Below are 14,801 nucleotides of genomic sequence, written 5' to 3' on the forward strand. Positions count from 1 at the left end.
TACTCTCCCCTTATGCAGCCGTCGCTGCCAGTTTTAAAAATTCGTCGCGCGTATCCACATGCCCGTTAGAAATCAGGCTGATATCGCCGTAGTTGTCGGTATTCGTCACGATGACAATGACGCTGGGATCAATGTTTTCTGCGATGAGTGCATCAAGATTAAAGTTGATGAGAGGCTGCCCGATAGTGACTTCCTGACCGTCCTCGACAAGCCTTGTGAAGTGTCGCCCATTCAATTTGACCGTGTCGATGCCGATGTGGATTAACACCTCCGCCCCCGAATGACTCTCCAGCGTAATTGCATGATTCGTAGCAAAGACTGAACCCACACGACCGTTAACCGGCGACACCAGTTCTCCATTCAGCGGGACGATGGCAATTCCCTTGCCGAAAACTTCATCAGCGAATACCGGATCGCTTAATTCGCTAAGTGGCGTAAGCTGGCCTGAACATGGTGCAAACAGCCGCTCAGAAGGGCTGGCGCTGACAGGACTGACCCCAGCATGTAATGTTTCGTTAGCTGAAAAGGCGACAGCATTGTTCAGTGGCATTGCTGTCGTAGCTGCCTGAGAAGACAATGATGCTTCGGGTGCTGACTGCTCAGGTTTTTCCTCGAATCCCAGCACCACAGTGAGTCCGGCTGCAACCGCAAAGGCAAGGGCCATACTCGCCAGTGCCCAGACGAATCCTTCTCCTGCCAGTGACGGCAATCCGGACAACCCTGCCAGTGCATAGGCATAAGCCTTGGCACCCATCGTCATAGCCAGGCATCCCCCAGCAGCCCCTCCAATCAGAGCAGCGGCGAATGGCTTCTTGAAGCGGATATTAATGCCGTACATGGCTGGTTCAGTTACCCCCATCAGGGCGCTGAATGACGTGGAAAGTGCGAGTGATTTGGTCTTTTTACTGCGGGAGCGCAGGAACACACCGAATGCAGCTCCGGCCTGACCAAAGTTGGCTGCAAACATGATGGGCTTAATAGGATCGTAACCCAGGCGGGTAATATTGTTGATGATGATGGGCACGAGCACATAGTGCATGCCGGTTATGATCATTAGCGAGAGTGTGCCGCCGACAATAATTCCGGCAAACGGTCCCATGTTATTCACCAGCCAGATAATCCCGCCAGACAGCGCATTACCTACCGAGATACCCGCCGGGCCAATAACAATCAGCATCAGCGGCGCAACAACCATCAGGCTGAGCAGGGGTGAAAACATTGTTCTGACAGCCGCAGGAATAATGCGATTAAAGAAGCGCTCAACGTAACTCAGCACCCATACCGACAGCACGATAGGAATGACTGAGTTGGCATATGACACTGGCGAAACGCTCAGACCAGCAAAGGAAACCGGATCACCGGCGCGGAAGAGGGCAGATATTGTCGGATGGAAAAGCGTAGCGGCCAGCGCAACGGATAGATACGGGTTAGCCCCGAACTTCAGGCCCGCACTGAAGGCCAGCACCATCGGCATAAAATAGAAAACAGCATCACTGATGGCGACCATTATCTGGTAGGTCTGATTTGTCGCTTCCACCCATCCCAGTGTGAGAAACAGTGACAGAATCCCTTTCAGAATACCTGCACCGGCAATAGCCGGAATGATCGGAGAAAAAATGCCTGAAATGATTTCAAACGCCAGCGATACAGGGTTACGGCGCTTTTTCTGTGTTGTATCCACACTTTCCTGTTTTTCAGCGGCGGCCAGCGCGGGCACTTCATCCTGAATCGCCCGGTATACCTGCGTCACCTTATTTCCGATGATTACCTGGAACTGATCGCCAGACAGGTTAACGCCCATCACGCCGTCGAGGTCTGCAAGCGCGTTTCGGTCTGCTCTGTTGTTGTCCTTCAGGCTAAAGCGCAACCGCGTAATGCAGTGAAAAACGGAACTGATATTGGTTGCACCGCCGAGATGCTCAATAATACGGCGTGCTGTTTGTTGATAATCCACTGATTGATTCTCCAGATTCTGGGCAAAAGATGCCCGTAAACAATCGCCGGTATTAACCGGACACCTTGCTTCCTCTGGGGTTTGCCTGATTTAACAGTAACAAGCCTAAATGGAATTGTTCTGACGACTGATAACGTTTCCGATATGCACCGTCAGGTATAACTTCTCTGAATTACTCATGTTATGGCGGTAATTTTTCGCCACAAAATCGCCGATCGCCTGAACGCAGTTCATTGTTTTCTCATACCGCTTCGGCATCTGATCAAACAGTTCAGCATCGTCATTATCGAGGATTTCCCCGGTCATCACGCGCTGGGCAAAAAACTTCAGGTGCGTCACAAAACGCTGATAATTCAGGCTCTGGTCATCAATGGAAATTGTGAACCAGTATTTAACGATGTTCTGTATCTGAAAAATCAACCGGGTGATTTCCATCACCTGACCGTCTGGCGCATTCATTGCTGCATTGACGAGATGCAGCGCGATACTGGACGCCTCCGCATCGGGTAAAAGCTGCCCGGTACGTGAAGCAATCAACGCCAGAGCCTGACGACCAATCAGATATTCTTTGCGGTAAAAATGCCGGACTTCCCATTCCAGCGGATTGTGGATCTCCTGGCCATCCTGGTGGCGTTTAAGCGCAAAATGCAGATGGTCAGCTAGTGAGACGTACAGTGTTTCGCTTAGTTGATGGCTCAGCGAATTTTGTGCCTGAGTAATGATGTCGTCCGTGAGCTGAATGATTTCCACAGGCACTTCGTTCAGCAACACTTTGAAGCGGTCCGAGACGGTATGGCTGCTCAGCCTGAAGGTCTTTTCAACCTTATCAGCATCAACGATATCTCCTGCCGAGGCGTTAAAACCCAGTCCCCGCCCGGTCAGAATGTACTCCCCCCCATTGGCATCGGAAACGCTGACGACGTTGTTGTTCAGAATCTGTTTTATAAGCATCGCCAACTCCAGAAAACAAAAACGGGCAAAACATAAGCACAGCCAGGGAATTAACCCAGTAGCTGCATTTACGTTTTGCCCGCCGAACGGTAACAAGCTGCTTTATGCAATACAGGCAAAATATCCGGTTCGCATGTGTGAGTCAACGTTGGCGTAAGCTCCTGCCAGAGAAGAATGCAAAACCGTGATCAAACCGACTTAATTCTTTCGATAACAGTCAGCTCCAGTTAAATTCAGGTTCAGCAATTGATCATTCTGACCGGGTACCGTTGCGGTCACGCGGAGTGTTGAGTCCAAAGCAGCCTGTGGTGGTTTAACTGTTTTAGCTGTGGAACCATTCTTGAACATCCTGAGGCAGATTAGAACCTGGCTCAGTGGCCAGTGTGGCTTCGTTGAGTTATTTGATGAGCGGTGTCAGAATGCCGTTTTTACCGGTGAGTGCCTGTCCACCCTGCAATGCTTTAAGCGCTTTATTGTTGTTGGTGTACGACAGAATTTTGTTGTCATTAGTGGAAAATCGGGGGAGAAAGTGGCCAGACAATGAAACTGCGGCATGCAGATATTGAGTAGGCTCAGAGCGGCACTCCTCTTTTTCTGGTGAATAAAATCTTATCTCTTTGACAATTTCCGCTGAAAAATTATACTGGATATACATCGTGTATATCCCAGTGGAGGTCTCTGTGGAAACAACCGTTTTTTTGAGTAACAGAAGCCAGGCGGTGCGTCTGCCGAAAGCTGTTGCGTTACCCGATGACGTCAAGCGCGTCGAAATTATTGCCGTTGGCCGAACCCGGATAATCTCACCGGCGGAGGAGTCATGGGACAGCTGGTTCGATGGCGAGACGGTCAGTGCGGATTTCATGTCAGATCGGGAACAGCCCCAGCCCCAGGAACGTGAGGGGTTCTGATGATAAAGTACATGCTGGATACCAATATCTGTATTTTCACCATCAAAAACAAACCTGCATCCGTCCGTGAGAAATTTAATCTTCACAAACAACAGTTATGCATCAGTTCGGTAACGCTGATGGAACTGATTTATGGTGCAGAGAAAAGTGATGCTCCCGAACGTAATCTTGCGGTCATTGAGGGGCTAACTGCACGACTTGAAGTCTTAACTTACGGCCCTCAGGCTGCTGCACATACCGGGCAAATCAGGGCTGAACAAGCCAGGCAGGGGCGTCCAATCGGGCCTTATGACCAGATGATTGCTGGTCATGCCCGTAGCTGCGGGTTGATAGTTGTTACCAATAATACCCGTGAGTTTGAGCGAGTCTCCGGCTTGAGAATAGAAGACTGGATTTAACTGTTACAGCAGATATCAGCTTTCAATTCAGCAAAAGATAATTTCATTAATCAAAACAAAAAAATTTGGGGCAAAAATGGGGGCTTTTAAGAGAGTCGTCCAAAAATAAATTATATAAATCAGATAATTATAATGAAGTTCAAGTCCCGCCCCGGCACCATATAAAAGCAGAACTAAATCAATGTGTTATGTTGGTTTAGCAGAGCCACCCAGCGGGTGGCTTTGTGCTTTTAAGGTGCTTTCATAATATCTTCAGGCTCTTTTCTGTTCGCCTACGACCGGCACTACAGCGATTTTTCGATTGTATCTGGCGGTTTGCACAACATTCTTATGTCCAGAGGCAGTCTGCTTGCCGTATATCGTTCCAGTAATGCTTTCAGGTCATGGAACGTGAAGTTAAAGTCTGTATCCAGGAATTGTTCCTGCATCTTGCTTCGCTTTCATCCAACGACGGTTAAAGCCATCCCTTGTATACTTCGAGCCTGATTGTTGGTGCATCACGTAAATAGTGCTCATGCCTTTGCTAAGAGGCAGGTCGCTGGCTAATTTGACTGCGGCTTCAAGCCGAGGACTCCAGCTCTTTATTTGCGCAACGCTGGTTTTGCTTCGCTTGATCAGTATGCCTTCTTCCATAAACTGACACTGGTCTCAGGCTCGGCGTGATTACGGTAGCGAATTCGGTGGTAATCACCGCTATATTCCTGTGGCCAGATTAAAGGTGCTACTGCAGACATCCTGCTTTATGTGCCTGATAAGTTCGTGAGTAACATTGGATGGTTCTCCTTTAGCCAGATGCAAATTTATTGCAAAGAAGGGAAGATCCGGCAGATTGCTAATTCCTGATATGATCTCCAAATCGTTCGGTACAGTCGATTCGAGCCAGACAGTTATAGCCAGGTCAGCCCTGACCATCGCGCAAGTAGCTTCGATGTTTCCACTTTCAAACTTAGTACGCCAGTTAACTCCTGACCTGCTTAATGCATCCAGAACAACAGGACGAAAAGCACAAGTTTCCGCCACCATTGATAATGGAAGAGGTGATTTGAGGTGAGCTGTACCTCCTTTCGCGCCAACCCATACAAGACGTTCTACATTCAGACACTCATGGCTATTCTGCCCTACGGGTTCTTCAACTATCGCCAGCTCTAAGGTGCCGTCTTCAACAGCCTTTATTAAGTCTGGCGAAGGTAAACAGACCAGCTTAACGTTTGCATCCGGATGAGCATCAGAAAAAGCCTTTAAAATGGGAGGTAACCAGGCTCCAATTAAATCAAGTGGTGCGCCCATACGAACTTCGCCTTCAAAGGGCGAACAGGACATTTTTTCCCAAAGTTCATCATTCAAAGCAACAATTTGTTTTGCCCCGATCAGAAAGCGTTCTCCAATATGGGTTAAACGAAGCGCCTTACGTTCACGTATGAACAATTCACCGCTTACGTCCTCAAGCCTTGCAATCTGCTGGCTAATGGCACTTTGAGTAAGATGAAGAGCATTTCCTGCTACGGTCATGCTGGCATGTTCCGCAACTGCAACAAAGGTTCGCAGTAAAGTAATATCAAGATTTCGTTTCATGCTTAGCATTATGATTCATAATGCTAAGCATGCAATATATAAGATGTAATTATGTACACTGCTAAGATAGAGTTCTTTCCAGGATATGGAGGAAAGAATGTCATTAATTGAAATTTCACCGCTGATTTTATTCGTTTTTGTATCGACAGTTACTCCGGGTGGTGCAACCACCGTTGCAACAGCTTCAGGTGCTCATTTTGGATTTCAGCGCTCATTGCCATTCATGTGTGGTATTGCAATCGGTCTTGCAACCATGGCAGCGGTTGCTGCGGTTGGTTTGGGAAGCATCATCATCTCTTTTCCCGTACTTCAGTTAATAATGAAAATTGTGGGATCACTGTATCTGATCTGGCTCGCATGCAAGATGGCGCTTGCTGGCCCTCCGAATCTACATGCAAATATCTCAAAACCCGTAGGCTTTATTGGAGCCATCTGGCTGGTCTGGCATAACCCTAAAGGTTGGGCGATGACCCTCGGCGCATCTGCTTCTTTTGCATCACTATCAGATGTACCAACTCATCTCAGTTTTCTTCTTGGTGCTTCTTTTGCTATTGCAGCGATGATTTCGTTATCATTATGGTGCGCTGCAGGGTTATTACTTGCCAGAATATTAAAAACCAACAGGCAATGGCACATCTTCAATACGTTGTTAGGATTACTTCTTGCATCTTCAATAGTTACAATGTGGATTGAGTAGGCTAGTAATATAATTAATGACAATGTGTTTTGTTTTTTATCAGGAAAGCCAAAAGGAATTAAAAGCGGTTTTAATAAATTAGAATATTATATCGACCTTGATGACAATAAAATCATTCAGAGAGTCTTTCTTATTCAATTCCGAGAAATAAAAAGAAGAAAAAAACGTTCAGTTGCCCAGAAAAGATGAAGCTGGAAAAAATAATCCAGGATGAAGGTATTCAGATTAATGGCAGTCCGATGCCCGTTTTAATAATATCAAGTGCGCGGCCTGTCAATGCCGCGCGCGCCGCTGCATTCTCACCTCTGAGCGCGGCACCCAACATACCTGCAATCAGTTCGACATCCTGCACACTCAAGTCGGTACGAACTAGCCCGGAAGCAACAACATCCGGCAATACTCGTTCGACGATACGTACAAACTTTTTCCGCACCTCTGCAAACTCTCGCTCATGCGCGTCCATCGCCTGCCACTGCGGTAACAGAGCGGCATTGGTCAAAGACAATTTGGCAAAGGCGTCAAACAGGGCAAACGGCTGCCGTCGTAAGTCAACAGCCGCCAGATCCCTGTCGAACTCATCAATTTCTTCATCAAGCAGTGCCAGCAGCAAACCCTTGCGATCAAAAAAGTTTCTGTGGACAGTCGCGCGTCCGACACCTGCAGCAGTGGCAATGCGCTGGATGGGGACGTCCACGCCCTCCTCGGCGTAGATACGGCGTGCGACAGCAAGAACTGCCTGTCGTCGTTTGGCGGCATCAGGCCTGAGCGGTTTTTTGGTGTTTGAGTCGGGGCGCATAATCACAACATCTTAACGCAAAGTTATCTTTGATTGATAGTGCGATCATGCCCTTGCATAAAGTGGTCATTAGTGACCACTTTATGCTAAGGTTAATTGCTCGTTGATTTAATGTTAAAAAATTACTAATAAATGAGGGGGCAACATGGGAAGGGTATCAGGCAAGATCGCGCTGGTTACGGGCGCTGGCGGCGGGCAAGGCGAAGCCGAGGCTCGGCTGCTGGCCAGTGAAGGGGCACACGTTATTGCTACCGATATTAATTTCGAAGCGGTTAAAAAGGTTGTCGAGGAGATCAACGCAGAACGTCCGGGCGCCGCACTCGCGCTTCAGCATGATGTCGCATTATCCACGGATTGGGAGAGGGTTGTAGCGGAGGGCAAGACGGCATTTGGGCCGATTACCATTCTTGTCAACAACGCTGGCATCCTGGCTCCGGCCCCCTATGATCTGGTCACCTATGAACATTGGCGCCGGACGATGGATGTCAATGCATGGAGCCAGTTTGCCGGCATGCAGGCAGTGATCCCGCAAATGAAGGAGGCGGGGGTCGGTGCCATCGTCAACATCGCTTCACTCGCGGTCGTCAATGCCTGTGGACGTTTTACCGCATACACCGCCAGTAAGGGTGCCGTTGACGCAGTATCCCGCGCTGCGGCAATTGAGCTGGCGCCAATGAATATTCGTGTTAATTCGGTGAATCCCGGCGTTATCAGCACTGCAATGGTGGAAGAAGCTTTTCCTGATCAGGCATCGATGGAGGCGGCCGCCGCAGCACAGCCGCTGCGTCGCATGGGCCGCCCGATCGATGTCGCTTATCTGGTGCTGTACCTGGCGAGCGATGAGTCATGGTTCACCACGGGCACCTCGCAAGTCATCGACGGTGGTTTATCGGTTTCGGGCGGCGTCACACCGGTCATGGAACACTGAACACAACCTCAGTCTGGGCCGGCGACTTTAATGATCTCGTCCGGCACTCACTGGTTAACTAACAGGAACACTGATGAAAGCATGGCAGTTTGTTGGGGTTAACGAACCCCTGATAAGGAACGAATTACCCGATCCAGAGGCCGGTCAGGGAGAGATCGTAATCGACATCAAAGCAGCTGGCTTATGCCACAGTGATGTCAGTTATATCGATGGCACCCTTACCTCCCTGTTGGCGCACATCCCAATCGTGCTGGGGCATGAGATCGCAGGCATTGTCTCGGCGGTCGGTAGCGGGGTTACGGATTTCAGTGTCGGGCAGCGCGTTGGTATACCAGCTACCGTTGATTCGCCCGGCACGGCACGTAACGGTGGATTTGCGGATAAAGTCGTGGCTGTTGCCGGGCAATGTGTTCACCTGCCCGACGCGGTCGCCTTTGAGCAGGCGGCACCGGCAATGGACGCCGCCCGTACTGCTTATCGCGGGCTGGTCACTGCGGGTCATGTTGTTGCTGGCATGACGGTAGGGATCATCGGCTTCGGTGGGCTGGGTTCGCTGGCAGTACAGATTGCCCATGAGATCGGTGCCATTATTTATGTCGCGGAGGTCAATGAAGCCGCATGGGACGAAGCCCGCAAGCAGGGTGCGCGTGATGTTGCCGCCGATATTCGGGAATTTGAGGATAAGGGGCTGGATGTTATCGTCGACTTCGCCGGTTATGGCACCACGACTGCGGCAGCTATCGACGCTGTGCGGCCCCAGGGGCGCGTCGTGCAGGTGGGTCTAGCCAGGGAAATGGCGACAATTTCGGCGCAGAAGATCACAATGAAAGAGATAACCTATATCGGCGCAGCTAATGGTGATAAGTCTGAGGCTGAAGCAGTGCTGGCGCTTATGGCATCTGGAAATATCAAGTCCGATGTCCTGCCCATCACCTTTGATGAAATTCCCGATTGTCTGAAAAAGCTTGAACTGGGTGGCGTGCGTGGGCGATACGTGGCACTGGCGCAGCCAGCGTCAGACGATAAACCCGGTTCTTGAGAACTTACTGGCCGTAAGGCTTTTTTCTCTTGTAAATGCAATCAACGAGAACCGCTGGGAGGTTACTCATGGCACAAGCGCTACGTATATAAGTTTATTAAAGCCAGGTAATATTGTGTCAATGTCCGCTTCAGGCTCTGAGACATTCAGTCCATTTTTTAAACGATGGACATTCATGACAAAATCCATCGACCACGTCAGGCTCGGAGCATCATGGCGCTGAAGCGGAACCCGCTTGTAATTAACGCCAAGACCTTCCCGTCGCAAAAGCTGCCATATGCGCCGGTAGCCAAATCTTCTTCTGATTGCCCCTCGGCCATTGAATCAATAAACTCTGAACGCAGGTCAATACGTACCAGGTTGAGAAATAGATCTGGTTCGATGCTCTCATCATTTAACACATTTCTCCATATTGATAAAATAATTGCCTGAATACTGAATGTGTTTAATGATTATATCAATTTACTCTTTGCATCCACGTAGTTGCTTTCTGCTATGTAGATATTCAGTGGATAACGGAAATGGTCATGCCAGTATTCACTTAAAACTACCAGCGCAGGGAGACATCCTGAATTGAATTTGTTATGAAATTCAAAAAATTAGATATCACACTGGGTCAGGAACAGGCGAAAGGGAGTGGGACACGGGCCCGCATTAATGAAATTCTCTCATATATGCATTCAGTTTTGCCGGGTTAATGCTAATCAATCCATGATGCATACTGGAAGTCCGCTCTGCAGCTGACGGCATTTACTGAAGAAGCGTTTCGGTACAGGCGCGACTGGCCTGAATCACCTGCTGATTAGGACCAATCTATCCAGACAGTTTTGAGGAAATAAGATGACTACAATCAATAAAGCCGGATCACAAGCGTCAATGGTGGGTCCTGAAGAGTGGTTCACTGGCACTGTTCGTATTGATCCCATGTTTGCTGCCGATAAAAACGCGCGAGCCAGTGCTGGCCATGTCACTTTTGAACCCGGAGCCCGCACAGCATGGCATACACACCCACTGGGCCAGCGCCTGATTGTAACGTCCGGCTTTGGTTACGTACAAACCTGGGGGGAGCCGGCACGCGAAATTCGTGCTGGCGATGTGGTCTGCATCCCGGCCGATGAAAAGCACTGGCATGGCGCCAGCGCGACTACCGCAATGACGCATATTGCCATTCAGGAAGCACAAGATGGCAGTGTTGTTGAATGGCTGGAGAAAGTCTCTGACGAGCAATATGGAGAGACTGAATGAGTCATAACATCACCGGCAACGTCGTTGTGATCACCGGTGCCAGCAGTGAGTCGTATGTACCTTAAATGCAAAAGGCGCGACTGCAGTGCTGAGCGCCCGTTGTATAGATCAGTTTCGAGAAAATCTGGCAAGCACAGACATTGAATTAATGTTGCTGGTATACATACACGCTGAACAGTTCAGACATCGTGGGTGAGCATTGTCTTTAGCTCACTGCGTTGTTCCTCAAGCTGAGTCAGAGAGCTGTTAAGCTGATTTTGAGTTCCCGCCCCTTGATGTTTCAGGCATGCTATCGATACTCGGTTAACTGCTACCAACGGAATGCTTATGGAATTCACTATCGGCAACATTCGCCCAGACAGTACCGGATTTCAGACATTAAAGTCGGAAAGCATTGCATCCGGGTTTAATATGCTAAGCAGACTGGAGGATAACTGGCTGACGAATAAAAACCGCTTTGATAAACCGGGTGAAAAACTGCTTGGGGTGTTATCCGAAGGTCTGCTCGTGGGTGTCTGTGGACTGAACCGTGATCCATTTATGATTAACGCCCGTGCAGGAAGAATAAGGCATCTGTATATAAGCAATCAGTGGAGGCGTATGCAGGCTGGCAGCCTGCTTTTAAGCGAAGTGGTAAAGGATTCAGCGCTTTGGTTTGATTTTCTTAATACCAATGCACCGCCTTCAGCTTTTATCTTCTACCAACGGGCTGGTTTTATTCCGTTCACTGGTTCCGCGAAGGTCACACATCGTCTGCCCCTGACAAGTACGTAGTGTTGCTTCCCATATTCTTACCAGTTCATACACAGCGCCCTCCATAAACCGCGTTACCATCACTCAGAGTGACGAATAATTCATGATAAAAAGAGAACTGGCACAATTAAGCTGAAATCGGAGCAGATTTTGAGAACGCAGAAAAGGTGTATGGGATACGTTGCTATTGTTGTTGATGATTACGACCGGGCGATTGAATATTACACGCAAAAACTCGGTTTCACCCTTATTGAAGATACCCCGCAGCCGGGGAAAAGATGGGTGGTAGTATCGCCAAATCCGGACAGTGACTGCAATCTTCTGTTAGCACGGGCGTCAAACGAAACACAACAAACGTTTATCGGCAATCAGTGCGGAGGGCGGGTGTTTCTCTTCCTGCAAACTGACGATTTCTGGCGAGATTATGAAGCCATGAAGTCTGCCGGCGTGCATTTTTGCGAGGACCCCAGGGATGAAGAGTACGGTAAGGTGGTGGTTTTCGAAGACCTGTACGGAAATCGCTGGGACTTATACCAGAACGCCTGAATCTTTCTTTTCTCAGCAGAATGGCGCTTAGCTATTTTCCAGCAACTGTGCACGTTTTATGGTTATATCTGGCTACTGAGAATGCTGCATCGGCATCATATATAAGCCGCCAAACATACTGAAAATGATATGAATATTCGAGAAAAAATTGTCAGCCAGTTCAGCCTGTTGTCGCCAGAGTTACAGCGTGCCGCTGAGTTTTCACTGCAGCACGCCAATCAACTGGTCGTACTGTCAATGCGGGCATTTGCCGCAGAAGGCGGCGTTAAGCCTGCCACGCTGCTGCGACTGGCGCAGCGCCTTGGCTATAACGGCTGGGGGGAATTAAAAAGCGCCATGATTGACGATATTGGCCTGCGAAATGATACATATGTATCTAAAGCGGAAAAATTGATTGCTAAAAAGACACAGCCTGAGCTGTACGAAGAAGTCTTTCGGGCGCACCAGGCCAACCTGGCGTTTACCCAGGCGGAAAATCAGCAGGCGATGCATCAGGCAGTAACACTGCTGGATGAGGCTGACAACGTCTATATCTGCGGTTTTCGCGCCAGCTTTCCTATTGCCTGGTCACTGTTTTATGTCTACCGGCTATTCAATCGTCAGGTTTCGTTGATTGATGGCCTGGCCAGTAATATTGAAGTCTTTACCCGTGAGTTAACTGGCAAAGATTGCGTATTGCTGACCAGCTTCGCCCCTTATTCGCGCGAATCACTGGATGTGCTGAATGCGGCAGCTCAGGCTGGCACACGTATTATCGCCATTACCGATTCCCCGGTTTCACCGCTGGCGCAGACGGCGGATTGCACTTTGCTGTTCTCGATTGACAGCCCTTCATTTTTCCCTTCGGTGGTTTCCGGTATGGGGTTAGCGGAGTGTCTGATGGCGATGCTGGTGGCGCGCCATGGACGCGAAGCGGTCAGCAAAATTGAGAATGCGGAGCGTTATCTGATTGATTCAGGCGCATATGTTATCCCTGGAAAATCATGAAAGATGATTCATTTGCTTCCATCATAAGAAAATGAAATGCATTTGAATCATATTTGCGTTGACGTCATTCAAATGAATCATGCAAGATGCTCCCAATCGATCGCGTTAGCGTTTTCAGGAGCAGGAAAAGAGCATGAGTCAGATCATTCACCGCAGCCTTCGTTCCACGCCAGTTGTGGCGGTGAGCGCGCAGGCAGCTTACATCACGGATGTCAGCGGTAAGCGTTATCTTGATGCCTGCGGGGGAGCTGCCGTCTCTTGCCTTGGGCATGGTCATCCCGAGGTGCTGGCAGCCATGCATCGTCAGATTGATCAACTGGCCTATGCGCATAGCAGCTTTTTTACCAGTGAAACCGTGGAACAGCTCGCCGCGCAACTGACCCGTACCGCACCTGGCGATCTGAATTATGCCTACTTCGTCTCCGGTGGTTCCGAAGCGGTCGAAACCGCTCTGAAACTGGCGCGCCAGTATTTTGTTGAGACTGGACAACCGGAGCGCACCACTTTTATTGCCCGCAAGCAGAGTTATCACGGCAACACCCTTGGCGCACTGGCAGTGGGGGGCAATGAATGGCGTCGCCGTCAGTTTGCTCCGTTGCTGATGGATGTGGTGCGCGTATCGGCGTGTAATGAGTATCGCGATCGCCGCGACGATGAAAGCCAGCAGCAATATACCCAGCGCCTGCTGAACGAACTGGAAGAGGCCATTCTGTCGGCAGGCCCGGAGACAATCATCGGCTTTTGTGCTGAAACCGTGGTCGGCGCCACCACTGGCGCCACGCCGCCAACACCGGGGTACTTTCAGGGCGTGCGCCATTTGTGTGACAAATACGGCATCCTGTATATCGCGGATGAGGTGATGTGCGGTATGGGGCGCACCGGCACCCTGCATGCATTTGAGCAGGATGGCGTAGTGCCGGATATTGTTACTATCGCCAAAGGCTTAGGCGGCGGTTATCAGCCGATTGGCGCGGTGCTGGCGAGCGAAAAGATCGTGGCGGCGTTACAGGCGGGCAGTGGCCTGTTCCAGCACGGGCACACCTATATCTGCCATGCTACGGCGGCGGCGGCGGCACTGGCGGTGCAGCAAATTATTGCGCGCGATAACCTGCTGGAGCAGGTACAGCAGCAGGGAGCGTATCTGCATCAGATGCTGAATGACGTGCTGGGAGAACTGCCACATGTGGGCGACACGCGAGGGCGCGGCTTGTTCGCCGGCGTAGAGTTAGTGCAGGACAAAGCCAGCAAAACACCGTTCGATCCCGCACTGAAGTTACATGCCGCGATTAAAGCGCAATGTATGGAACGCGGGCTGATGGTCTATCCAATGGGCGGCACCGTAGACGGGCAATATGGCGATCATATTCTGATTGCACCGCCGTTTATCGTCACCCGTCCGCAACTCGATTTTGTGGTGGATACCCTGCATCAGGTGATCAACACCGAAACGCGTAAGCTGGCGGGGCATCAGCCATGAACCGTTTACCGCCGCTTGCAGAACATCAATGGAGCGATGAACAACGCCAGCTGGCAGAAGAGATCATTAATGGGCCACGCGGCGCATTGTTGCCGCCTTTTGAACCACTGCTGCGCAGCCCGGAGCTGATGGCTCATGCACAGCGTATGGGAGAATATCTGCGCTATCGTAGCGCCCTGGGGCAACGTCTGTCGGAACTGGCGATTCTGCTCACCGCCCGACACTGGTCGCAGCCAGTGGAATGGGCGATTCACGCCTCTGTCGCGCGTGAAAAAGGGATCTCTGCCAGCGCGGTGCAGGCAATCAATGAACAGCGCCGGCCCGAAGATTTGCAGGATGATGAGTGGGTGGTTTATCACTTCTGCCAGCAGCTGCATCAGCAGAAAAAAGTGAATGACGACACCTGGCAACAGGCCATTACGCTATGGGGCGAAAAAGGTGTGGTCGATCTGATGGGTATTAATGGTTATTACAGCTTTCTTTCAATGATAATGAACGGTGCGCAGACGCCGGTACCCGAAACCCGGGATTTTATTATCCCTGCATAAGC

Annotated in this window: 15 protein-coding genes and 3 pseudogenes; 11 read left to right on the forward strand and 7 right to left on the reverse strand. The window is 50.1% G+C overall.

Annotation, left to right across the window (positions count from 1 at the left end; all coding sequences use genetic code 11):
- Positions 1 to 10: 10 nt before the first annotated feature.
- The 3 genes and pseudogenes from J2125_RS20260 to J2125_RS25320 all read right to left on the reverse strand — a co-directional run.
- On the reverse strand, positions 11 to 1,954 hold the full coding sequence (locus J2125_RS20260; RefSeq protein ID WP_017802936.1) for a beta-glucoside-specific PTS transporter subunit IIABC: 1,944 nt from the start codon (positions 1,952 to 1,954) through the stop codon (positions 11 to 13).
- Positions 1,955 to 2,059: 105 nt separating this feature from the next.
- Positions 2,060 to 2,905, reverse strand: coding sequence for a BglG family transcription antiterminator LicT (licT, locus tag J2125_RS20265; protein WP_017802935.1), 846 nt, complete (start codon positions 2,903 to 2,905; stop codon positions 2,060 to 2,062).
- A gap of 262 nt (positions 2,906 to 3,167) precedes the next feature.
- Positions 3,168 to 3,401: pseudogene (locus J2125_RS25320) on the reverse strand (IS256 family transposase); the annotation flags it as partial.
- A gap of 184 nt (positions 3,402 to 3,585) precedes the next feature.
- Between J2125_RS25320 and vapB the strand changes: the two are divergent.
- Together vapB and vapC are read left to right on the forward strand one after the other, a co-directional pair.
- A complete protein-coding gene (vapB, locus tag J2125_RS20275; RefSeq protein ID WP_026111953.1) occupies positions 3,586 to 3,813 on the forward strand; it encodes a toxin-antitoxin system antitoxin VapB in 228 nt (75 codons plus the stop codon).
- Positions 3,813 to 4,211, forward strand: a complete 399-nt coding sequence (vapC, locus tag J2125_RS20280) for a type II toxin-antitoxin system tRNA(fMet)-specific endonuclease VapC (protein WP_017802932.1) — start codon at positions 3,813 to 3,815, stop codon at positions 4,209 to 4,211. The genes vapB and vapC overlap by 1 nt, the downstream gene beginning before the upstream one ends.
- A 252-nt stretch (positions 4,212 to 4,463) precedes the next feature.
- Here vapC and J2125_RS25350 read toward each other — a convergent pair.
- A pseudogene (locus tag J2125_RS25350) lies at positions 4,464 to 4,850 on the reverse strand (site-specific integrase); the annotation flags it as partial.
- A gap of 54 nt (positions 4,851 to 4,904) precedes the next feature.
- Positions 4,905 to 5,783 carry a LysR family transcriptional regulator gene (locus J2125_RS20290; protein WP_198510888.1) on the reverse strand — a complete coding sequence of 293 codons (879 nt, stop codon included), beginning with the start codon at positions 5,781 to 5,783 and terminating at the stop codon, positions 4,905 to 4,907.
- 97 nt (positions 5,784 to 5,880) lie between these two features.
- Between J2125_RS20290 and J2125_RS20295 the strand changes: the two genes are divergently transcribed.
- A complete protein-coding gene (locus J2125_RS20295) occupies positions 5,881 to 6,480 on the forward strand; it encodes a LysE family translocator (RefSeq protein WP_017801717.1) in 600 nt (199 codons plus the stop codon).
- Between the two features lie 220 nt (positions 6,481 to 6,700).
- Here the strand turns inward: J2125_RS20295 and J2125_RS20300 are convergent, their stop codons facing one another.
- Positions 6,701 to 7,276, reverse strand: coding sequence for a TetR/AcrR family transcriptional regulator (locus tag J2125_RS20300; protein ID WP_017801718.1), 576 nt, complete (start codon positions 7,274 to 7,276; stop codon positions 6,701 to 6,703).
- A gap of 145 nt (positions 7,277 to 7,421) precedes the next feature.
- Here J2125_RS20300 and J2125_RS20305 point away from each other — a divergent pair, with 145 nt between their 5' ends.
- Both J2125_RS20305 and J2125_RS20310 read left to right on the forward strand, forming a co-directional pair.
- The gene (locus J2125_RS20305) at positions 7,422 to 8,204 is read left to right on the forward strand and encodes an SDR family NAD(P)-dependent oxidoreductase (RefSeq protein ID WP_017801719.1); all 783 of its coding nucleotides are present in this window, start codon (positions 7,422 to 7,424) and stop codon (positions 8,202 to 8,204) included.
- Positions 8,205 to 8,277: 73 nt separating this feature from the next.
- Positions 8,278 to 9,243 (forward strand): alcohol dehydrogenase catalytic domain-containing protein, encoded by a 966-nt coding sequence (locus tag J2125_RS20310; protein WP_017801720.1) that lies wholly within the window; start codon positions 8,278 to 8,280, stop codon positions 9,241 to 9,243.
- A 171-nt stretch (positions 9,244 to 9,414) separates the two neighbouring features.
- Here J2125_RS20310 and J2125_RS20315 read toward each other — a convergent pair.
- Positions 9,415 to 9,546, reverse strand: a pseudogene (locus J2125_RS20315) (IS3 family transposase); the annotation flags it as partial.
- A gap of 537 nt (positions 9,547 to 10,083) precedes the next feature.
- On the opposite strand from J2125_RS20315, the gene J2125_RS20320 reads away from it, so the two are divergent.
- The 6 genes from J2125_RS20320 (at position 10,084) to J2125_RS20345 (ending at position 14,799) form a co-directional block, all read left to right on the forward strand.
- Positions 10,084 to 10,488: a (R)-mandelonitrile lyase gene (locus J2125_RS20320; protein WP_209499533.1), complete on the forward strand. Its 405-nt coding sequence runs from the start codon at positions 10,084 to 10,086 to the stop codon at positions 10,486 to 10,488.
- Positions 10,489 to 10,815: 327 nt separating this feature from the next.
- Positions 10,816 to 11,262, forward strand: coding sequence for a GNAT family N-acetyltransferase (locus tag J2125_RS20325; RefSeq protein ID WP_017801723.1), 447 nt, complete (start codon positions 10,816 to 10,818; stop codon positions 11,260 to 11,262).
- 129 nt (positions 11,263 to 11,391) lie between these two features.
- On the forward strand, positions 11,392 to 11,787 hold the full coding sequence (locus tag J2125_RS20330; RefSeq protein WP_026111780.1) for a VOC family protein: 396 nt from the start codon (positions 11,392 to 11,394) through the stop codon (positions 11,785 to 11,787).
- A gap of 129 nt (positions 11,788 to 11,916) precedes the next feature.
- Entirely contained in the window at positions 11,917 to 12,774 is an 858-nt protein-coding gene (locus J2125_RS20335; protein WP_017801725.1) for a MurR/RpiR family transcriptional regulator, read from the forward strand.
- A gap of 133 nt (positions 12,775 to 12,907) precedes the next feature.
- Entirely contained in the window at positions 12,908 to 14,251 is a 1,344-nt protein-coding gene (locus tag J2125_RS20340; protein WP_017801726.1) for an aspartate aminotransferase family protein, read from the forward strand.
- Positions 14,248 to 14,799, forward strand: a complete 552-nt coding sequence (locus J2125_RS20345; protein WP_017801727.1) for a carboxymuconolactone decarboxylase family protein — start codon at positions 14,248 to 14,250, stop codon at positions 14,797 to 14,799. Before J2125_RS20340 ends, J2125_RS20345 begins: the two co-directional genes overlap by 4 nt.
- Positions 14,800 to 14,801: the final 2 nt, after the last annotated feature.

The sequence above is a fragment of the Winslowiella toletana genome (genome assembly GCF_017875465.1).
Taxonomy (GTDB): Bacteria; Pseudomonadota; Gammaproteobacteria; order Enterobacterales; family Enterobacteriaceae; genus Erwinia; species Erwinia toletana.